We start from the raw sequence: 18,766 nt of genomic DNA on the forward strand, positions 1-18,766 counted from the left end.
CGTGAGGCGACCCGCTGGTCGCTCGCTATGCGATCACTGTGTCCGCGAGGTCGGGTCCGGAACGGCCGCGAGAGCCTGCGCGACGTGGCGAAGTTTGTCGGGATTGCGGGTGATGTAGATCTCGGTGATCTGGCCATCCTCGATAGCGAGCGCTGTCGTCTGGATGACGTCGCCCCGCTCGCGGCTGACATAGCCGGGAAGCCCGTCGATCCAGACGGGCTCGAGCATCTGCGCCCAGCCTTCCCCCCATTTGCGGCGCACGCCCTCGAACATACGTAAGAGGCGGTCCAGTCCCGCGATGGGATTGATGAAGGCCAGCACCTTGCCGCCGCCGTCCGAACGCAAGACCGCGTTCTCGGCAAGAAGTGTCCGCAGCGTTGCGGTGTCGCCGCTGGTCGAAGCCGCGAAGAAGGCACGCGCGATCCGCTCGCCTTCCTTGCGCTCGATCGGGAAGCGCGGGCGTGCGGCCTGAACGTTCCGCCTTGCCCGGACAGCGAGCTGGCGCACGGCTGCGGCTTCCCGGTCAAGCGTGTCCGCCACTTCGCCGAGCGGCACGCCGAAGACGTCGTGGAGCAGAAAGGCCGCCCGTTCGAGCGGCGACAGGCGCTCAAGCGCCATCATCAACGTGAGTGTCAGGTCGTCCTCGTCCACGCCATCGTCCTCGGCTTCCACCAGCGGCTCGGGCAGCCAGGCGCCGACATAGGTCTCCCGTCGGGCGCGGGCCGACTTCATCTCGTCGAGGCAGAGCCGGGTGACGACGCGCGCGAGGAAGGAATAGGGGGCGGCGATCCCGCTCCGGTCGGCGCCGACCCATCGCAGCCATGCGTTCTGCACGATGTCCTCGGCCTCGCTGCGCGAGCCGAGCATGCGATAGGCGATGCGCAGGAGCCGCGCCCGATGCGTCTCGAAGATGACCGTGGCGTCGTCTGCCTGCCGCATGTGCGCGTCCTCGACGGTAGTTTCGGTTGCCTCAACGGTGATGGCCGGAGATGACCCCGCCGCCAGAATACATGGGTTCTCTACGGACGGTCCGGCGTCGTCAGTTTGGTATCGTCCGTATCCACGACGAAGACGGCGAGGAGCTTGGAGGGATCGTCGTCACTCGCGTTGGCGCTGACGCCGTGATGGTCGCCTGGCATCTCGACGAAGCTCTCGCCAGCACGGAAGACCTTTTCCGGCCCTTCATTGATCCGGCTGCGCACCGCGCCCTCGATCACGGTCGCCGTGATGAAGGCGGAGGCGGCGTGGGTGTGGGACGGCGAGGAGCCGCCCGGGCCGTACTCGACAAGGACGCCACGCAGGCTTTTGCCGGGAACCGAAGGCAGCGGGTAGTCGAAGATCGTCGTAACGCGGGCTTCGCCCCTCGCTACATCCGCGGCCATGACGGGGACGGCAGAGACGGCAAGGAAGGTGCCCAGCAGGATTGCCCTGAACATGGATGAGGCCTTTCTTCGTGGATGGGAGAAGTGCATCGGGCTCAGGCGGCGGAGAGCCAACTCTCAAACCGCGTCGGCGCGAGCCGCACTGCTTCCGCATGCTCGGGAACTAGCGTCCCCGTCTCGAGCGCCGCGCCGAAGTAGAGCACTGCCCTGTCTGCCAGCACCTCCCGAGGGTCGCCATTGGCGGCGATATGGTGGGCAACGAAGTCACGGAACGGCAGACGCTCTGGCCCGGCAATCTCGATCATGGCGTTGCGCGCCGGAGCGAGCGCGACATCGGCGAGTGCTGCGGCGACATCGACGGCGGCGATGGGCTGGAAGTCTGCATCGGGCACGACGAGGCGGTCGCCAGCGACGGAGGCTTCGGCGATGGTGGCGACAAACTCAAAGAACTGTGTCGCGCGTACGATGGTAAAGGGAATGCCGGAGTCCTTGATGAGCTGCTCCTGCGCGACCTTTGCCCGGAAGTAGCCGTTCCCCTCGACGCGGTCCGTGCCGACGATGGACAGGGCGACGTGGTGCTTCACACCCGCCTCGCGCTCGGCGGCGAGGAGGTTGCGGCCTGAGCGCTCGAAGAAGTCGAGCACCGCCGCGTCCTCAAAAGAAGGCGAGTTCGACACGTCGACGACGACGTCGGCTCCGTGGAGGACGTCCGCAAGGCCTTCGCCCGTCAGCGCGTTCACTCCACTGCTCGGTGAAGCCGCGATAGCCTCGTGCCCTTGCCGCGAGAGTTCGGCTGTCAGGTGCCGACCGATGAGCCCGCTGCCGCCGATCACCACGATCTTCATCTTGCCCTTCTCCTTTGTTCGAGAACGGACGGGGCGGCTCCATGCCGTGCTCTCGCGTCCGTCAGACAAAGGACGAGGTGGGTTAGGCCGGATGTGACATGCCTTGGGAAAAATTAGCGACGTGAAACGCGGAATTGCCGGTGAGGGATCGATCGACCTCGGCGGGCGGGACGGCATCGGCGCCGTCCCTGACGAAGCGGTAGAACGGGCTAGGGCTTCGCCTGGACCGGGAGGCGGAAGGGCGCGCCGAGACGGTTGAACGCGTTCATCGCAGCGATGGTGATCGTGAGGTCGACGAGGTCCTTGGGCGCGAAGGCCGCACTGGCGGCCGCATAGGCTGCGTCGGAGGCGTGTGTCTCGCTGACCCGTGTGACCTCCTCCGCCCAGGCAAGCGCGGCGCGATACTGTTCGGAGAACAGGTGGGGCACCTCGGCCCACACCGGAACTAGGACCACCTTATCGAGCGGCATCGTCTTCAGTAGGTCCCGGGTGTGCAGGTCGATGCAGTGCGCGCAACCGTTGATCTGCGACACCCGTAGGAAGACGAGGTCGATCAGCTCGTTCGGTAGATTGGTACCCGTGGTGATGTAGTGGTGGATGCCATAGAGCGCCTTGGCGCCCTGCGGCGCCACTTCGTTCCAGGCCAGCCGCTTGTTCTCGCTCATGTCTCGTCCTTTTGCTCCGAACGCCGAAGATCGACGTTCGAAGGCAGGACGAGCCGAGCGAGCCGGATGTGACATGCCAGTAGCATTCCCAGTCAAAGGAGCTCGTATTTCCGCCGAACGCATCTACGTCCGCTTCCGATTAGGTTGAGCAGGTCGATGGCCGACCGATGTGGGTCGTTTGCGATCGGCCGATATCCGTCAGTTGATGTAGCACACCCTTAGGGTCAGGACCCATTGATTTGAGGCGTGCCGTCTGACTCAGGCTCTGCTGTGGGGACTGGATATGAGCGGCCTGTACTGGCTGACGGACGAGTAGATGAAGCGGCTTCGTCCATTCTCTCCCAAAAGCCACGGCAGGCCACGTGTCGACGATCAGCGGGCTCTCAGCGGCATCATCTTCGGCAATCGCAACGGTCTGCGCCGGCGCGATTCACCACGGGACTATGGGCCCGCGAAGACGCTCACCAACCGTTGGAAGCGTTGGGGTGAAGCGGGTGTCTTCGTCCGGGTGATGGAAGGATTGGCCGCAGGCGGTGCCGATCCCCGAACAATCATGATCGACGCGACCTACCTGAAGGCGCACCGCACGGCATCGAGCCTGGCGGTCAAAAAGTGGGGCTTGGCCGCCTGACCGGCCGCACCAAGGGCGGCATGAACACCAAGCTCCACGCCGTGGCGGATGCGGACGGTCGCCCGCTGAGCTTCGTCCTGCCCGCCGGGCCCGTCAGCGACTACACCTGGACAACGGCGCTTCCGGACGATCTGCCCAAGGCGCAATGGTTGCTCGGCGATTGGGGCTACGATGCCGATTGGTTCCGGGACGCTCTTGAGGCGAAAAGCATCAAGCCCTGCATTCCAGGGCGGAAGTCCGCGATGCACACGTACGCCACGACAAGCGCCGCTACCGGCGACGCAACCGCATCGAGACATGTTCGGGAGGCTGAAGGATTGGCGCCGCGTCGCAACCCGCTACGACCGTTGCCCAACGGTCTTCTTCTCCGCCATCGCGCTGGTAGCCACCGTCCTGTTCTGGCTCTAAAACTATGAGTCCTGACCCTAGTGGTCGAGCATTTGACTGATCGTCTGTTCACAACCGAGCGGTTGACGGAACTCCTTACCTCCATCGTCGGCAACCGCGCCGAGAAGGCGACGGAAGTCGATGGGCGAATCATCGCCCTTTAACGCGAGGCGACGGACGCAAAGGACAAGCTGAAGCGGCTCTCGACCGCGTGCGCGCTCAGATGGTGTCGAGCCAGACCATCCCACCGGAGATCTTCAAACAGTTTGGTCGGGCGATGCGCGAGAACATTCGCTCGGGCGACGTGCCATTCCGTAAGGCCTATCTGCGCTCCGTCATCGACCGCGTTGAAGTCGGGGATGCGACCGTCCGCATCGTTGGCGATACCGTTACGCTCGAACAGGCGATTGCCGGGCATGCGGGCACCATGGCAGATGCATCCGCCGGCATGTTCGGTGTTCGCAGATCTGTACGGAAGTGGCGCGCCCGAAAGGATTCGAACCTCTGACCCCCAGATTCGTAGTCTGGTGCTCTATCCAGCTGAGCTACGGGCGCCTAGAACGTCGGGATCAAGCCGCGGCCGTTCGTGAGGCGGTAACTAGCCAAGTCGCGGCGGGATTGCAAGCGATTCCACGCGCGAGCGGCCAGGTTTATCGCAAGCCCTTGGAGACACAGGGATTTGGGACGCGTCGTCGGCTTCTCAGGCGGTCGTCGGGGGGAGGGCGCCCGGCAGGTCGATCTCAAACCGGGTGCCGGGCATGCTGGAGGCTGCGAGCCGGATCTGGCCGCCATGCGCCTTGACGATCTCGGCGGCGATCGCGAGGCCGAGCCCGGTGCCGCCCGCGCGTGTCGAGCCCCGGAACGCCTGGAACAGATGGTCGCGTGCGGCGGGGCCGAGGCCGGGCCCGGTGTCCTCCACCACGAGGCGCAGGAGCGTGTCGCCGAGTGCCTCCGCCCGGACGGCGACGCGGCGAACCACGGCATCGTCGGTTTCTCCCTCCATCGCCTGTACCGCGTTGCGCACGAGGTTCGACAGGGCGCGGAAGAACTGTTCCGGGTCGAGGTCCGCCTCCAAGGACGGCGGCACGGCGTTGACGAGTTCGATCCCCTGCTCGGGCGTGACGAGCTGCGTCTCGAAGATTTCCTCCACCAACCGGTGCAGGAGGGTGCGCCGGCGCACGGGGCGGCTCTCGGCCGCCTGCCCGTAGGCGAGAACCGACTGGGTATAATGGAGGGCCCGGTCGAGGCTGCGGATCAGTACGGGGGTGAAGCGCTGGACCTGCGCGTCCGGCACGTCGGCGAGCCGATCGGAGATGAGCTGGGCGGATGCCAGGATGTTGCGCAGGTCGTGATTGATCTTGGAGACCGCGAGGCCGAGATCGGCCAGGCGCCGTTGCTGGCGCAGCGTGTCGGCGAGCACGTGCTGCATGCCGGCGAGCTCGCGCTCGGCGATGCCGAGCTCGTCCGTCCGTTCGCTGGGCCTGAGGATCAGCGAGGGATCCTCGGGATCGGCCCCGAACCGGACGAGCGCGCGGGTGAGCGCGCGGACGGGGCGCAGGAGGAACAGGCTGATCGCCCCGAAGACCAGAAGGCCGGTGAAACTCGCGATCCCGAGCGACAGAAGGAGGATGTTGCGGGAGTACAGCAACATCGCGCGGCGCAGCGGTGCCTCGTCGAAGACGATCTCGCCCGTCATCGTGCCGTCGCCGATCTCGCCCACCAGTCGGATCGTCCGGGGGCGGTGGCTGAACAGGGTGTCGAAGGCGGCAAGCACCGAATCGACGCCCGTCTCCTGCGTCAGGTCCACCTGCTCGTCGACGGTCGCAAGATCCGGCACCCGGGCGAGAAGCTGCGTCGTGCCCGGCCGGCGAATGGCGATGAGCCGCGCGTCCAGCGCGTGGAGAAGCTCGCTCTCCTGTTCGGGCGACAGGAGAAGGCCGCCTTCTGCAAAGTCCGACATCAGGGTCGCCACCGAGACCGTCTCCAGCTTCGATTGAAGCCAGTCGAGGCGGAACCGCGCGACGGACGGAACGAAGACGAGGATTTCGGCCCCCATCACGGCGAGCACCGTGAGGGCGAAGAGGCGCGAGGACAGGCGCTTGGCGAAGGGAGGACGCGAACCCTCCCTCGGCTTCGCGTCGTGAATGGGCTGTGTCATCGCGGTTCCGCCGGCCAGGATGGGCCGGCGCAGGAGATAGGAAGGACGTAGCGTCAAGCCTAGGCCATCGCCGGGCCGGGGTCACGCGCAAAGGGAAGGCGCCAGGTGGGATCGACGAAAGTGCCTAACGGAGCCTCGGGGTGCCCGGCCCGCCGCGCGTTCACGGGATGGCGGGAGGAAGGCCGCTCCTAGGCATCGGGGGCGGCCCCTCGGGACGATCGCGCGGCCGCCGACGGGGTGGCCGTTCCGGTTCCGGGCGAGGGCGATTGACTTATCCCCCGCTTCAAACCTATAAGCGCGCCCACAGACGGATGCCGGGTCGGATGGGGCTTGCCCATGCGGATCTTTCGTGCGTTCGACGTTCGATTTGAACCCATAGAAGATCAAGAGGTCCGCGGGCTTACCGCGGGATACGTCCATGAAGCGCACCTATCAGCCCTCCAAGCTCGTCCGCAAGCGCCGCCACGGTTTCCGCGCCCGCATGGCCACGACCGGCGGCCGCAAGGTGATCGCCGCCCGCCGTGCGCGTGGCCGCAAGCGCCTGTCGGCTTGAGTGCCAGGGCTTCAGGCCCCGGCGGACCGACGATCTCCAGACTGACCAAGCGTGCCGAGTTTCTGGCCGCAAGACGGGGCCGTCGCTTGAACGGCCCTTTCTTTTTGATCGAGGCCCTGGATCGCGCCGACGGCGGCTCGGCCCGCTACGGCCTCACCGTCACGCGCAAGGTCGGAAACGCGGTGGAGCGCAATCGCATCCGCCGACGTCTTCGTGAGGCCATCCGTACCGTGTGCGGGGCTGACATGGCCGCCGGCTTCGACTATGTGATCGTCGCCCGCCGCGAGCTACTCACATTGCCGTTCGAGACGCTCACGGGCGAGCTTTCGAGACGCGTCGCCAAGGTGGCGACCGGTACGGCGCCGAAGGCGTCCAGGCAACCGCCCGCAATGCCTCCTTCGGGGATCTGACCTTCCATGGAAAACAGCCGCAATTTCCTGATCGCCATGGCGCTTTCGATCGCCGTTCTGGTCGGGTGGCAGTTCCTCGTCGTCAATCCGCGCATGGAGGCCGAGCGCCTCGCCGCGCAGAGCGCGCCGGCGACGCTGCAGACGCCGACGACGCCGGCCGGCACCGAACAGCAGGGGGAGGTCTCGCCCGCCGGTCGCGAGAGCGTGGTGCCGACGACGCAGACCCCGGCCGTGACCGGCCTGACGCGCGAGGCGGCGCTCGCCGCCAGCCCGCGCATCGCCATCGACACGCCCTCCCTGTCGGGCTCGATCAACCTGCAGGGCGCGCGCCTCGACGACCTCAGGCTGAAGCACTACCACGAGACGGTGGACGACGCGTCGCCCACGATCGTCCTCCTGTCGCCCGAGACGATCGGCTCCAACGCCTATTTCCTCGAGTTCGGCTATTCCGGCCAGGGCGCAGGCGCGCTGCCCGGCCCCGCGACGCTGTGGCAGGCCGAGGGCAACCAGACGCTCACCGCCCAGACCCCCGTGACGCTGACGGCGACGAACGACGCCGGCGTCACCTTCACGCGCCGCATCTCCGTCGACGATCAGTCGATGTTCACGGTCGAGGACAGCGTGCGCAACGAGAGCGCCGCACCGGTCACCCTCTCGCCCTACGGCCGCTCCGTGCGCTTCTCCAAGCCCGAGCATGCCGCCGCCTTCGTGATCTTCGAAGGGCTGATCGGGCATCTCGGCGAGGACGGCCTCCAGGAGGTCAGCTACAAGAACATCGAGGACGACGCGCGCGTCTCGCCCGCCAAGACGTCGGTCGGCTGGCTCGGCATCACCGACAAGTACTGGGCGACGGCGCTCGTGCCCACCACCGGCATCGGCACGTTCCAGCCGAACTTCCGCTATTCGGCCGACGGGCGCGCCTTCTACCAGTCGGACTATCTGGCCGACCCGATCACCATCCAGCCGGGCGCGAGCCTCGACACCACGACCCGCGCCTTCGCCGGCGCCAAGGTGGTGGACACGATCAACGGCTACGAGGAGACCCTCGGCGTCGCCCATTTCGGGCAGCTGATCGACTGGGGCTGGTTCTATTTCATCACCGAGCCGATGTTCCACTACATCGACTGGCTCTATCGCTTCACCGGCAATTTCGGCATCGCGATCATTCTCGTCACGGTCTCGCTGAAGCTCCTCTTCTTCCCGCTGGCCTCGAAGTCGTACCGCTCGATGGCGCGCATGAAGAACGTGCAGCCCAAGATCGTCGAGCTGCGCGAGAAGTATGCCGACGACCGGGTGAAGCAGCAGCAGGAGATGATGCGGATCTACAAGGAGGAGAAGATCAACCCGGCGGCAGGCTGCTGGCCGGTGCTGGTCCAGATCCCCGTGTTCTTCGCGCTCTACAAGGTGCTCTACGTCACGATCGAGATGCGGCATGCGCCGTTCTTCGGCTGGATCCAGGATCTGGCGGCGCCCGATCCGACGAGCCTTTTCAACCTGTTCGGGCTGGTCCCGGTCACCCTGCCGCACCTCCTGATGGTGGGCATCTGGCCGATCCTGATGGGCATCACGATGTTCATCCAGATGAAGCTGAACCCGACCCCTCCGGACCCGGCTCAGCAGATGATCTTCACCTGGATGCCGATCATCTTCACCTTCATGATGGCCTCGTTCCCGGCGGGCCTGGTGATCTACTGGACCTGCAACAACACGCTTTCGATCACCCAGCAGACCCTGATCATGAAGCGCCACGGCGCCAAGATCGAGCTCTGGGACAACCTCCGGGACACGTTCCGGCGCAAGAAGACGAGCTGAGGTCGGGCACACCGATGGAGGGCGGGCGGGGCCATCGAGCCCCGCCCGCCTCATTCCAGCTGGTTGCGGTGGTGGACGCACGGACGGCGAGGCCGTAAGAAGCGGCCATGTCCCTTGGTCCCGACCCGAGAGCGGTGCACCCGGTGCCCGCCCACCAGCGCATCGTCTTCCTGCGCAACGTCGTCTCGGCACCGAACGTCGAGATCGGCGAGTACACCTATTACGACGACCCGGAGGCGGCGCTCCTCTTCGGCTCGCGCAACATCCTCCACCACTACGATTTCCTCGGCGACCGGCTGGTGATCGGACGGTTCTGCGCCATCGCGACCGGCGCACGCTTCGTCATGAACGGCGCGAACCACGCGATGACGGGCTTCTCGACCTTTCCCTTCAACATCTTCGGCGAAGGATGGGACGAGGGGTTCGATTTCGCGTCCATCACGGCGGGGCTCAAGGGCGATACCACGGTGGGCAACGACGTCTGGATCGGCGCCGATGCGCTGATCCTGCCGGGCGTCACGATCGGGGACGGAGCCATCGTGGCGGCCTCCAGCGTCGTCTCTCGCGACGTCGCGCCCTATTCGGTCGTCGCCGGGAACCCCGCCGCGACCCGTCGCCTGCGCTTCGAGCCCGCCGTGATCGAGCGCCTGCTCGCCGTTCGCTGGTGGGACTGGCCGGCGGAGACGATCGGGCGAAACCTTGCCGCCATTCGCGGCGCCGACATCGACGCGCTGGAGAAGGCGGTATGAACGAGACCCAGGGAACTGAAGGCGCCGAGGCAGGCGCAGGAGAAGAGCGTCGCCTGTTCTTCGCGCGGCCCTGGGTGTTCATACGCGGCGTGCCGTCGATGAAGTTCCTGCCGCCCGAAGGCCCGCCGGAGATCGCGTTCGCCGGCCGCTCCAATGTCGGCAAGTCGTCCCTGATCAACGGCATCGTCGGGCAGAAGGGCCTTGCGCGCACCTCCAACACGCCGGGCCGCACGCAGGAGCTCAACTATTTCGTGCCGGACGGCTATTCCGGCGAACGGGGCGAGCTTCCGCCGATCGCGATGGTCGACATGCCGGGCTACGGCTACGCGCAGGCGCCGAAGGAACAGGTGGATGCCTGGACGCGGCTCGTCTTCGACTACCTGCGCGGGCGCGCCACCCTGAAACGGGTCTTCCTGCTGATCGACGCGCGCCATGGCATCAAGAAGAACGACGCCGACGTGATGAGCCTCCTCGACAAGGCGGCGGTCTCCTACCAGATCGTCCTGACCAAGGCCGACAAGATTTCGGCGCTCGCGCTTCCCAAGCTCGAGGCGGCGACCCGCGAGGCGATCAGAAAGCGTCCCGCCGCCTATCCCGCGATCATCGCGACCTCGTCCGAGAAGGGCTTCGGCATCGAGGAGGTTCAGGCGGCGATCGCGAGTTTCGCAGAGGTCGCGCCGTAGAGTCTTTCCCGACGAAAGCCGGGTCGGCTTTCGCGTCCGCGCCATGTGCCGTGCGGGCTATCGACGCCGGGTCCTGGCCCGCGCAGAACGGCGCATGGCGGTCCCGGCAGGGCGGATCGCCTCGAGGGACATCCTTGTCATCGCGCTTTCGCGCCATATCCCGCCATGAACAGGGCCACGCCGGAATCCACGATCCGCGCCATGTCGGCATCGTCCGGCGGGGGCGCCTCGTCGTCGAAGAAGCGGCGGCGGAGCACGCCGGCCGTGGCGAGCTCGACGAATTGCGCCGCCGCCAGCGGCACGTCGTCGATGGCGAGCGTTCCGGCCGCGCAGGCCTTTTCGAGATAGGCCGAGAGGAGGGCGAGGCCCCGCTGCGGCCCATGCCTGTAGAACTCGCGGCCAAGCTCGGGCATGCGCACGGCAACCGCGATCACCGTGCGCTTGGCATGCATGGCCTCCGGCGACATGACGAGCCGCGCGAGCCTTCGGCCGTAGCGCCGCAACGTGTCGGCCGGCTCCCCCGGATCGGTCAGAAGCGCCTCGACCTCGGCGAGATAGGCCTCGCGCTCGCACTCGATCAGCGCGCGGAAGAGGTCCTCCTTGGACCGGAAGTAGACGTAGAGCGTCGATTTCGAGACGCCGGCCTCGCGGACGACATCGTTCATCGATGCCGCGTCGAAGCCGAGCCCGACGAAGGCCCGACGCGCGCCATCGAGGATCTGGCGTCGCTTGACAGGGTCCTCGCCGGCCCCCGTGCGACGGTCGAAGGACAGCGCGGACGAGGGATCCGGCGACGGGGCGGCGGTCACGGATTGGGAAGCGCTTTTTGCTAAGGATGCCAAAATAATCACATCGGGGATCGGGTGTCGCCCTTGCCCTGCCTTGTCATCACGTCTATGTCAACGTCGAACCGAACGGTTCGGTTCGATTTGGGTACTGCCACTATGTCGAAGTCCGCATCGCAAAAGTCAAACCCTTCTGTGCAGTCCGAGCGCGCTCCCGAGGCGCCCAAGCTCGAGGTCGTCGCCCGCAAGACCGGCGAGGCGGCGCCGCCTGCCGCCAAGCCGGCGGAAGCGGCTCCCGCGAAGAAGAAGGGCGGCATCGGCAAGAGGCTTCTCCTGCCGCTGATCGTCGTCGCGGCGCTGGGCGGCGGCGCCTGGTACGGTCATCAGTGGTGGGTCGACGGCCGCTTCCTGGTCTCGACCGACGACGCCTATGTCGGCGCGGACATGGCCGTGATGACGCCGAAGGTCACCGGCTACGTGCGCTCCGTCCCGGTGGTCGAGAACCAGCCGGTCAAGGCGGGCGATGCGATCGTCGAGATCGACCCGGGCGACTACGAACTGGCCCTGCGCTCGGCCGAGGCGAAGATCGATTCGCAAAAGGCGGCGATCGGCTCGATCGAGGCTCAGCGCGAGGCGGCGGTCGGTCAGGTCGGCGAGGCGCAAGCCAACGTCACGGTCGCCGAAGCGACGGTGGGGCAGGCGGCGCTTGATCTCAAGCGCGCCGAGCAACTGGCCCGCACGGGCGCCGGCGCCCAAGCGCCGCTCGACCAGGCACGCTCCGCCAAGGCCGAAGCGGACGCCAAGCTTGCCGGTGCCAAGGCGGCGGTGACGTCGGCAGAGGCGAATGTCGGTGTCCTCGACGCGCAGATCCGCCAGGGCAAGACGACGCTGGAAGGCCTGGCCGTCGCCCGTGATCAGGCGGCCCGCGATCTGTCCTTCACGACGCTGCGCGCGCCCTATGCCGGCGTCGTCGGCAACCTGTCGGTGCAGGAGGGCGATCTCGTGTCTCCCAGCCGCCGGCTGGCTTCCGTGGTGCCGCTGGACAAGGTCTTCGTCGACGCGAACTTCAAGGAAACCCAGCTGCACGAGATCCAGGTCGGCGAGAGCGTGCGCATCGAGGTGGACGCGCTGCCCGGCGTCGAGGTGAAGGGGACGGTGGTCTCGCTGGCTCCCGCGTCCGGCTCGGTCTTCTCGCTGCTGCCGGCCGACAACGCGACCGGCAACTTCACCAAGATCGTCCAGCGCGTGCCCGTTCGCATTGCGGTGGATCCCGCCGAGGCCGCCAAGGGCAACCTGCGTCCCGGCCTGTCGGTGACGGCTAAGGTCGACACGCGCACCGCTCCGGCGGGCTCGCACGCCCTGGCGCAAGCGAACTAACCAACCCCCTTCGTCACGGCCGGCCCCTTCGGGGTCGGCGAGGCAGAACGCCCATGTCGTCGATCACAGCCCAGCCGCCCCTGACCCAAGCGGATGCGGACAAGGTTCCCCTCCGCCGCGTCCTGGCCTTCATGGCCATGGTCTTCGGCATGTTCATGTCGATCCTCGACATCCAGATCGTCTCGGCGTCGCTGGCCGAGATCCAGGCCGGCTTGTCCGCCTCGTCCGACGAGGTGGCATGGGTCCAGACGGCCTATCTGATCGCCGAGGTGATTATGATCCCGCTCTCCGGGTTCCTCGCCCGGATGCTGTCGACGCGTGTCCTGTTCGCCCTGGCGGCCGCGGGCTTCACGGCGTCGTCGGCCTTGTGCGCCACCGCCACCAACATCGATCAGATGATCCTCTACCGCGCGCTGCAGGGCTTCATCGGCGGCGCCATGATTCCGAGCGTCTTCGCGGCCGCCTTCACGATCTTCCCGCCCTCCAAGCGCGCCGTCGTCTCACCGATGATCGGCCTCGTGGCGACGCTGGCACCCACGATCGGCCCGACGGTCGGCGGCTATCTCAGCCATGCCATGAGCTGGCACTGGCTGTTTCTCATCAACGTGCCCTTCGGCATCGTCGTGACCCTGGCCGTCTGGAACCTCGTCGACTTCGACAAGCCGGACCTGTCCCTGTTCTCGCGGTTCGACTGGTACGGCCTCATCGGCATGGGTGCCTTTCTCGGCGCGCTCGAATACGTGCTGGAGGAAGGGCCGCTCGACGACTGGTTCGAGGACGACGTCATCGTCGCGATGACGGTGGTGCTTGTCCTCGGCGGGCTCCTGTTCTTCTGGCGGGCCTTTACCGCCAAGGAGCCGATCGTGGATCTGACGGCGTTCCGAAACCGCAACTTCGCCTTCGGCTCGCTCTTCTCCTTCATCATGGGCGTCGGCCTCTACGGCCTCACCTACCTCTACCCCGTCTACCTCGGGCGCATCCGCGGCTACGATTCGCTGATGATCGGCGAGACCATGTTCGTCTCGGGCATGGCCATGTTCTTCACCGCGCCGATCGCCGGCAAGCTCTCCACCAAGCTCGATCCGCGCGCCATGATGGTGATGGGCTTCACGTCCTTCGGCCTCGGCACCTGGCTGATGACCGGGCTCACCCACGACTGGGACTTCTACGAGCTGCTGATCCCGCAGATCCTGCGCGGGTTCGGCCTGATGATGGCGATGGTGCCGATCAACAACATCGCGCTCGGCACGCTGCCGCCGCAGGTCATCAAGGGCGCATCGGGCCTCTACAACCTGACGCGCAACCTAGGGGGTGCGGTGGGCCTTGCCCTGATCAACACGATGATCAACGACCGCACGGCGCTTCACTACGACCGGCTGGCCGAGCGGGTGCGCTGGGGCAGCCAGGTGGCCGAGGACCGGATGGCGGAGATCGCCGGCAATCTCTCGGCGGCCGGCATCGACGGAAGCCAGGCCGCGATCAGCCAGATGGTGGGTCTCGTGCGTCGCGAGGCTTCGGTGATGGCGTTCTCGGACGTCTTCCTGTTCCTCACCGGCCTCTTCGTCGCGCTTTGCGTCCTGTGCGTCTTCGTGCAGCGTCCGCAGACGGGCGTGAAGGTCGACGCGCACTGACGTCGAGGGCGGTGCGGCTCAGCGCTTGCTGAAGTCGTCGAGCCGGGCCTTGATGCGCCGGAAGAGGTCGCGATAGGCGTCGAGGATCTGGCCCCGGCTGCCGGTGACGGCGGACGGGTCGGGCATCGGCCAGAACTCCACCGCCGTCGCCTCGGTCTGCGTCGCGCTCATGGCGGCGTGGTGGGCTTCGGGCGACAAGGTCACGATCAGGTCGAAGAACCCGTCGGCGAGGTCCTCGTACTTCTGGGGCTTGCGGTCGCCGAGCGACAGGCCTTCCTCGGCGAGGATCACGTCCACGAAGGGATCGCGCGTCCCGTCTTTGACACCGGCGGAGGCGACATAGGTCCCGGGCAGGACGTCGCGCGCGATGGCTTCGGCCATCGGCGAGCGGATCGCGTTCATCCCGCAGACGAACAGGATCGAGCCGGGACGTTTCGTGGCGCCGGCCTCGCTCAAGGGCGGCCTCTGGAGCTGGAGCGGCTGTTTTGTCCGTGGTTCATGACAGCCCCCTGTCCTTAGTTGCGCCGATGCAGGACGCAGATCAGCGTGAACAAGCGCCGCGCCGTGTCCTTGTCGAGCGTGATCTTGCCGGATAACCGCTCGCGCAGGAGGTCCGAGCCGTCATTGTGGATGCCGCGCCGGCCCATGTCGATGGCCTCGATCTGCGAGGGCGTCGAGGACCGGATCGCTTCGTAGTAGCTGTCGCAGATCAGAAAATAGTCCCGGATCACGCGCTTGAACGGGGTGAGCGACAGGTGATGGGCCGTCAGCGGACGACCGTCCTCGTCGGCGATGTCGAAGACGAGGCGCCGGTCGGCCAGCGCCAGCTTCAGCCGGTAGCGCTCGGCCTCGAGACCCTCGGGCTGGAAGAGGTTTTCCTCGATCAGGTCGAAGATCGCGACCGCCCGCTCGTGCTCGATGTCGGGCGAGGCGCGCCCGACCGTCTCGTCGAGCTCCACCGCGATCAGCTTTCCCGCTCCCGCCATCGCCGCGCCGCGTCCCTAGAGGTTCAACCGCACGGCGACCGAGCGGCCGTGCGCGTCGAGCCCTTCGACCCGGGCCAGCTCGATCGCGGCAGGGCCGAGCGCGCGCAGCGCCTCGGCTGATAGCTGGAGGATCGAGGTGCGCTTGACGAAGTCGAGAACCGACAGACCCGACGAGAAGCGCGCCGAGCGCGCCGTCGGCAGGACGTGGTTCGAGCCGCCGACATAGTCGCCGATGACTTCGGGCGTATGGCGCCCGAGGAACACGGCGCCGGCGTTGCGGATGCGGGCGAACAGGGCATCCGGGTCGGCGGTCGCGATCTCCAGGTGTTCGGCGGCCAGGCGGTCGGCGAGCGGCGGTGCGTCGCGCAGGAGATCGGAGACCACGATCGTCGCTCCGAACTCCTCCCAGCTCGCGCGCGCCGTCTCCGCCCGCGACAGGCGGGCGAGCTGGCGCTCGACGGCCGCCTCGACCGCGTCCGCGAACGCGGCCGCATCGGTGAGGAGGATCGACTGCGCCGACCGGTCGTGCTCGGCCTGGGCCAGAAGGTCGGCGGCGATCCAGTCGGGATCGTTGTCGGCGTCGGCGATGACCAGCACTTCGGACGGGCCGGCGATCATGTCGATGCCGACCGTGCCGAAGACCTGTCGCTTGGCACTCGCCACATAGGCGTTGCCGGGGCCGACGATCTTCGAGACGGGCGCGATCGTCGCCGTGCCGTAGGCGAGCGCCGCCACCGCCTGCGCGCCGCCGACGCGGTAGATCTCGTCGACGCCCGCGATGCGCGCGGCCGCCAGCACCAGGGGGTTGAGCACGCCGCGCATGGCGGGCACGACCATGGCGATGCGCGAGACGCCGGCGACCTTGGCCGGCACCGCGTTCATCAGGACGGAAGAGGGGTAGCTCGCCGCTCCGCCGGGCACATAGAGGCCGACCGACTCCACCGCCGTCCAGCGGCTGCCGAGAACCGCGCCGATCTCGTCCTCGTAACGGTCGTCCTTCGGACGCTGGCGCTCGTGATGGCTGGTGATGCGCCGATGGGCGAGGGTGAGCGCCTCCAGCGTCTCCGGCGGCGTCGCCTGGTAGGCCGCCTCGATCTCCGCCTCGCCGACCCGCAGCGTCTCGGGCCGCAGCGACAGCTGGTCGAATGTCTCGGTATAGCTGATCAGGGCCGCGTCGCCGCCCCGGCGCACGGCGGCGATGATGTCGCGCACCGTCGCCTCGACGTCGGCCGAAACTTCGCGCTTGGCGGAGAGGAGGTCGCGAAACCGGCGCTCGAAATCCGGCTCGTCGGCGTTCAGCCTCTGGGGCAAGGCGCGGATCTCCCTCGGAGCCGTCCCGCTCGGAGCGCCGGGTGCGCCGTCAGACCCGGTGCGAGGGGCGTGACGAGGTGCTCCAGGACGCGCCGAGATCGGTCAGCTGAACCTCGATACATTCGACTTGGAGCCTTATCGCGGCTTCCCCGGCAAAGACAAGCTCGATCGAGCCCGACGGTTCGTCGCTTGGCGTCCAGCGCAGGGCGAGCAGCGACAGCACGTCCTCGGGCGCCCCCGGATCGATGCCGACCCGGCTGGCCGAGACGACCCGGTCGAAGCGCAGGACGCTGCGCCGACGCTCGTCGTCGCCGGACCTGCCGAACCATCCCCGCGGCTTGGCGCGTTCCCAGACGAAGCGGTTCATCGGCACGAGGAGGCGGCCCGCCCGCGCGTCGAGCCGCAGGTCGCCGACGCGCAGGGCGGCGTCCTGGCAATGGGCCGAGACGACCGCGAGATCGTCCGCGTCGAGGGCATTGAGGCGAAGCTGGTCCATCGGGTCGTGTCTCGTGTCCATGCCGGCGCATCTAGTGCGATCGGCCGCCCGGACAGGGGTGGCCGATCGCCGATCCGAAGCGTCAGACGGCGCCCTTGGCGCCGAGCGCGGCGAGGACGCGGGCCCAAGACCGCTGGCCCTTGGCGAACGAGCTCATCTCGTATTTCTCGTTGGGCGAATGGATGCGGTCGTCCCCGAGGCCGAAGCCGATCAGAAGCGAGGCCATGCCGAGGCGCCGCTTGAACTCGCCGACCACCGGGATCGAGCCGCCCATGCCGATCATCACGGCCGGCTTCGGCCACTCGTCCGAGAGCGCCTCGCGGGCCGTCTGCAGGACCTTGGAATCGAAGGGAAGCTGGATCGCCGGCGAGCCGCCGTGCTCGTGGAACTCCACGCTGCAATCGGCCGGCAGGCGCTCGGCGACGAAGGCGCGGAAGCTCGCGCGGATCGCGGCCGGATCCTGGTCGAACACGAGGCGGAACGAGACCTTGGCATGGGCCTCCGCCGCGATCACCGTCTTGAAGCCCTTGCCGGTATAGCCGCCCTCGATGCCGTTGACCTCGGCGGTCGGCCGCGACCAGGTCTGTTCCAGGACCGAACGGCCCTTTTCGCCTGCCGGGACCGACAGGCCGACCGCTCCGAGGAATTCCGCCTCCGAGAAGGGCAGCTCGCTCCACACCTTGCGGATGTCGTCGGGAAGCTCGGGCACGCCGTCGTAGAAACCGGGCAGCGTGACGCGGCCTTCATCGTCGTGGAGGTCGGCGAGGATCCGGGCCAGCACATGGATCGGATTGGCCGCCGCGCCGCCGAAATAGCCGGAATGGAGGTCCATGGAGGCGGCGCGGATCGTCACCTCCTCGCCGACGAGGCCGCGCAGGCCCGTCGAGATCGCGGGCGTCTCGCGGTCCCACATGTTCGTGTCGCAGATCAAGGCGACGTCGGCGGTGAGTTCCGCGCGGTTGGCGTCGAGGAAGGGCAGGAGCGAGGGGGAGCCGGATTCCTCCTCGCCCTCCAGGAAGATCGTCACCGAGCATGGCAGGCCGCCGGTCTCGGCGATGAAGGCGCGGCAGGCCTCGACGAAGGTCATCAACTGGCCCTTGTCGTCCGACGTGCCCCGGCCCGTCAGGCGCCGCGTGCCGTCGGGCATGGTGACGACCTCCGGGTCGAACGGATCGGCATCCCAGAGCTCGATCGGGTCCACCGGCTGCACGTCGTAGTGACCGTAGAACAGGACGTGCGGGCTGCCCTCCGGCCCCTCGCGCTTGGCGATCACCATCGGGTGGCCGGCCGTTTGGGCGATGCGCGCCTCGAAACCGATGGCGTCGAGATCGCCGGCAAGCCACTCGGCCGCCCGCCGGACGTCGGCGGCATAGGCCGGATCGGTCGAGATCGAGGGAATGCGCAGGAGGTCCTGCAGCCGCTCCACGGAGCGGTCGAGGTTGAGGTCGAGACAGGCGAGCACGCTGTCGAGGTCGGCCATGGGGCGCCCTTTCGCTGGCGTCGCGAGGCGTTCTCGCCCCGGACAGATCCGGTGCCTGCGATAGCGCGCTTGGCGGAGGGACGCAAAACATCGCGCACCGAAACTCTGTCGCCAGGATGCAACAGTTCGAGCCGAAACGAGATGGAAACCGAAGGAGAGAAGGAGAGAAGAGCCGTCGCGGACTGGAGGGGGGTTGTCGCGACGGCTCCTTCTCAGTAGAGCGGATTCCCGTGAGGGGGGATGGGATCATCCGCTCCAGACATTCGGCTCAAAGCGGGGGACGAGCTTGAGGCCGAACCACGACGTCATCGTGTGCGTCGTTGTCCAGAAAATGCGCCTTGACAGGTTTAAGTTCAATGGGTTTCGATCACGAACGCGTGATCGGAAGCATTAAACCTTTGTAATGCGTATCTCTGCGCATGGTC

General features: G+C 67.2%; 19 protein-coding genes, 1 tRNA gene and 1 pseudogene. 9 read left to right on the top strand and 12 right to left on the bottom strand.

Annotation, left to right across the window (positions count from 1 at the left end; all coding sequences use genetic code 11):
- Positions 1-33: 33 nt before the first annotated feature.
- The 4 genes from AUL34_RS15005 to AUL34_RS15020 form a co-directional block, all read right to left on the bottom strand.
- Positions 34-939: a sigma-70 family RNA polymerase sigma factor gene (locus AUL34_RS15005; RefSeq protein WP_061935208.1), complete on the bottom strand. Its 906-nt coding sequence runs from the start codon at positions 937-939 to the stop codon at positions 34-36.
- Positions 940-1,019: 80 nt separating this feature from the next.
- The gene (locus tag AUL34_RS15010; RefSeq protein ID WP_061935210.1) at positions 1,020-1,436 is read right to left on the bottom strand and encodes a cupin domain-containing protein; all 417 of its coding nucleotides are present in this window, start codon (positions 1,434-1,436) and stop codon (positions 1,020-1,022) included.
- A gap of 41 nt (positions 1,437-1,477) precedes the next feature.
- Entirely contained in the window at positions 1,478-2,227 is a 750-nt protein-coding gene (locus AUL34_RS15015) for an SDR family oxidoreductase (protein WP_061935212.1), read from the bottom strand.
- Positions 2,228-2,436: 209 nt separating this feature from the next.
- Complete coding sequence (locus AUL34_RS15020; protein ID WP_061935217.1) at positions 2,437-2,892, bottom strand: carboxymuconolactone decarboxylase family protein; 456 nt, start codon at positions 2,890-2,892, stop codon at positions 2,437-2,439.
- 316 nt (positions 2,893-3,208) lie between these two features.
- Between AUL34_RS15020 and AUL34_RS21960 the strand changes: the two are divergent.
- A pseudogene (locus AUL34_RS21960) lies at positions 3,209-3,931 on the top strand (IS5 family transposase).
- 190 nt (positions 3,932-4,121) lie between these two features.
- A complete protein-coding gene (locus AUL34_RS21965; RefSeq protein WP_156420948.1) occupies positions 4,122-4,418 on the top strand; it encodes a hypothetical protein in 297 nt (98 codons plus the stop codon).
- Here the strand turns inward: AUL34_RS21965 and AUL34_RS15040 are convergent.
- A tRNA-Arg gene (locus AUL34_RS15040) sits at positions 4,389-4,465 on the bottom strand. The two genes, AUL34_RS21965 and AUL34_RS15040, sit on opposite strands and share 30 nt — an antisense overlap.
- Before the next feature lie 145 nt (positions 4,466-4,610).
- Positions 4,611-6,068 carry a HAMP domain-containing sensor histidine kinase gene (locus AUL34_RS15045; protein WP_061935396.1) on the bottom strand — a complete coding sequence of 486 codons (1,458 nt, stop codon included), beginning with the start codon at positions 6,066-6,068 and terminating at the stop codon, positions 4,611-4,613.
- A 418-nt stretch (positions 6,069-6,486) separates the two neighbouring features.
- Here AUL34_RS15045 and rpmH point away from each other — a divergent pair, with 418 nt between their 5' ends.
- From rpmH to yihA, 5 genes are all read left to right on the top strand, one after another.
- Positions 6,487-6,621 (top strand): 50S ribosomal protein L34, encoded by a 135-nt coding sequence (gene rpmH / locus AUL34_RS15050; RefSeq protein WP_026501365.1) that lies wholly within the window; start codon positions 6,487-6,489, stop codon positions 6,619-6,621.
- Complete coding sequence (rnpA, locus tag AUL34_RS15055) at positions 6,618-7,031, top strand: ribonuclease P protein component (RefSeq protein WP_061935221.1); 414 nt, start codon at positions 6,618-6,620, stop codon at positions 7,029-7,031. The genes rpmH and rnpA overlap by 4 nt, the downstream gene beginning before the upstream one ends.
- A 6-nt stretch (positions 7,032-7,037) precedes the next feature.
- Complete coding sequence (gene yidC / locus AUL34_RS15060) at positions 7,038-8,843, top strand: membrane protein insertase YidC (RefSeq protein ID WP_061935223.1); 1,806 nt, start codon at positions 7,038-7,040, stop codon at positions 8,841-8,843.
- Between the two features lie 107 nt (positions 8,844-8,950).
- Positions 8,951-9,592: a CatB-related O-acetyltransferase gene (locus AUL34_RS15065; protein WP_061935226.1), complete on the top strand. Its 642-nt coding sequence runs from the start codon at positions 8,951-8,953 to the stop codon at positions 9,590-9,592.
- Positions 9,589-10,275: a ribosome biogenesis GTP-binding protein YihA/YsxC gene (gene yihA, locus AUL34_RS15070; RefSeq protein WP_082653408.1), complete on the top strand. Its 687-nt coding sequence runs from the start codon at positions 9,589-9,591 to the stop codon at positions 10,273-10,275. Before AUL34_RS15065 ends, yihA begins: the two co-directional genes overlap by 4 nt.
- A gap of 137 nt (positions 10,276-10,412) precedes the next feature.
- On the opposite strand, the gene AUL34_RS15075 is transcribed toward yihA, so the two are convergent.
- The gene (locus AUL34_RS15075; RefSeq protein WP_061935228.1) at positions 10,413-11,084 is read right to left on the bottom strand and encodes a TetR/AcrR family transcriptional regulator; all 672 of its coding nucleotides are present in this window, start codon (positions 11,082-11,084) and stop codon (positions 10,413-10,415) included.
- Positions 11,085-11,219: 135 nt separating this feature from the next.
- Between AUL34_RS15075 and AUL34_RS15080 the strand changes: the two genes are divergently transcribed.
- Both AUL34_RS15080 and AUL34_RS15085 read left to right on the top strand, forming a co-directional pair.
- Entirely contained in the window at positions 11,220-12,437 is a 1,218-nt protein-coding gene (locus AUL34_RS15080; RefSeq protein WP_061935230.1) for an HlyD family secretion protein, read from the top strand.
- A gap of 53 nt (positions 12,438-12,490) precedes the next feature.
- The gene (locus AUL34_RS15085) at positions 12,491-14,068 is read left to right on the top strand and encodes a DHA2 family efflux MFS transporter permease subunit (protein ID WP_061935232.1); all 1,578 of its coding nucleotides are present in this window, start codon (positions 12,491-12,493) and stop codon (positions 14,066-14,068) included.
- Between the two features lie 18 nt (positions 14,069-14,086).
- On the opposite strand, the gene AUL34_RS15090 is transcribed toward AUL34_RS15085, so the two are convergent.
- From AUL34_RS15090 to AUL34_RS15110, 5 genes are all read right to left on the bottom strand, one after another.
- Positions 14,087-14,524, bottom strand: coding sequence for a low molecular weight phosphatase family protein (locus tag AUL34_RS15090; protein ID WP_061935234.1), 438 nt, complete (start codon positions 14,522-14,524; stop codon positions 14,087-14,089).
- A gap of 59 nt (positions 14,525-14,583) precedes the next feature.
- Positions 14,584-15,054 carry a UPF0262 family protein gene (locus tag AUL34_RS15095; protein ID WP_061935236.1) on the bottom strand — a complete coding sequence of 157 codons (471 nt, stop codon included), beginning with the start codon at positions 15,052-15,054 and terminating at the stop codon, positions 14,584-14,586.
- A 15-nt stretch (positions 15,055-15,069) separates the two neighbouring features.
- Positions 15,070-16,365, bottom strand: a complete 1,296-nt coding sequence (hisD, locus tag AUL34_RS15100) for a histidinol dehydrogenase (protein ID WP_061935238.1) — start codon at positions 16,363-16,365, stop codon at positions 15,070-15,072.
- Between the two features lie 49 nt (positions 16,366-16,414).
- Positions 16,415-16,861, bottom strand: coding sequence for a DUF2948 family protein (locus tag AUL34_RS15105; RefSeq protein ID WP_061935240.1), 447 nt, complete (start codon positions 16,859-16,861; stop codon positions 16,415-16,417).
- 82 nt (positions 16,862-16,943) lie between these two features.
- Positions 16,944-18,341: a dipeptidase gene (locus AUL34_RS15110; protein ID WP_061935241.1), complete on the bottom strand. Its 1,398-nt coding sequence runs from the start codon at positions 18,339-18,341 to the stop codon at positions 16,944-16,946.
- Positions 18,342-18,766 lie beyond the last annotated feature (425 nt).

The organism is Aureimonas sp. AU22 (genome assembly GCF_001463745.1).
In the GTDB taxonomy this organism is placed as follows: Bacteria; Pseudomonadota; Alphaproteobacteria; order Rhizobiales; family Rhizobiaceae; genus Aureimonas.

What these genes read in the sequence shown, in the direction of transcription:
- AUL34_RS15045 (WP_061935396.1), bottom strand. Translation starts at nt 6,068, where the DNA reads ATGACACAGCCCATTCACGACGCGAAGCCGAGGGAGGGTTCGCGTCCT.
- AUL34_RS15105 (WP_061935240.1), bottom strand. Translation starts at nt 16,861, where the DNA reads ATGGACCAGCTTCGCCTCAATGCCCTCGACGCGGACGATCTCGCGGTC.
- AUL34_RS15080 (WP_061935230.1), top strand. Translation starts at nt 11,220, where the DNA reads ATGTCGAAGTCCGCATCGCAAAAGTCAAACCCTTCTGTGCAGTCCGAG.
- yidC (WP_061935223.1), top strand. Translation starts at nt 7,038, where the DNA reads ATGGAAAACAGCCGCAATTTCCTGATCGCCATGGCGCTTTCGATCGCC.
- rpmH (WP_026501365.1), top strand. Translation starts at nt 6,487, where the DNA reads ATGAAGCGCACCTATCAGCCCTCCAAGCTCGTCCGCAAGCGCCGCCAC.
- AUL34_RS15005 (WP_061935208.1), bottom strand. Translation starts at nt 939, where the DNA reads ATGCGGCAGGCAGACGACGCCACGGTCATCTTCGAGACGCATCGGGCG.
- AUL34_RS15065 (WP_061935226.1), top strand. Translation starts at nt 8,951, where the DNA reads ATGTCCCTTGGTCCCGACCCGAGAGCGGTGCACCCGGTGCCCGCCCAC.
- yihA (WP_082653408.1), top strand. Translation starts at nt 9,589, where the DNA reads ATGAACGAGACCCAGGGAACTGAAGGCGCCGAGGCAGGCGCAGGAGAA.
- AUL34_RS15015 (WP_061935212.1), bottom strand. Translation starts at nt 2,227, where the DNA reads ATGAAGATCGTGGTGATCGGCGGCAGCGGGCTCATCGGTCGGCACCTG.
- AUL34_RS15010 (WP_061935210.1), bottom strand. Translation starts at nt 1,436, where the DNA reads ATGTTCAGGGCAATCCTGCTGGGCACCTTCCTTGCCGTCTCTGCCGTC.
- AUL34_RS15020 (WP_061935217.1), bottom strand. Translation starts at nt 2,892, where the DNA reads ATGAGCGAGAACAAGCGGCTGGCCTGGAACGAAGTGGCGCCGCAGGGC.
- AUL34_RS15085 (WP_061935232.1), top strand. Translation starts at nt 12,491, where the DNA reads ATGTCGTCGATCACAGCCCAGCCGCCCCTGACCCAAGCGGATGCGGAC.
- AUL34_RS15095 (WP_061935236.1), bottom strand. Translation starts at nt 15,054, where the DNA reads ATGGCGGGAGCGGGAAAGCTGATCGCGGTGGAGCTCGACGAGACGGTC.
- AUL34_RS15110 (WP_061935241.1), bottom strand. Translation starts at nt 18,341, where the DNA reads ATGGCCGACCTCGACAGCGTGCTCGCCTGTCTCGACCTCAACCTCGAC.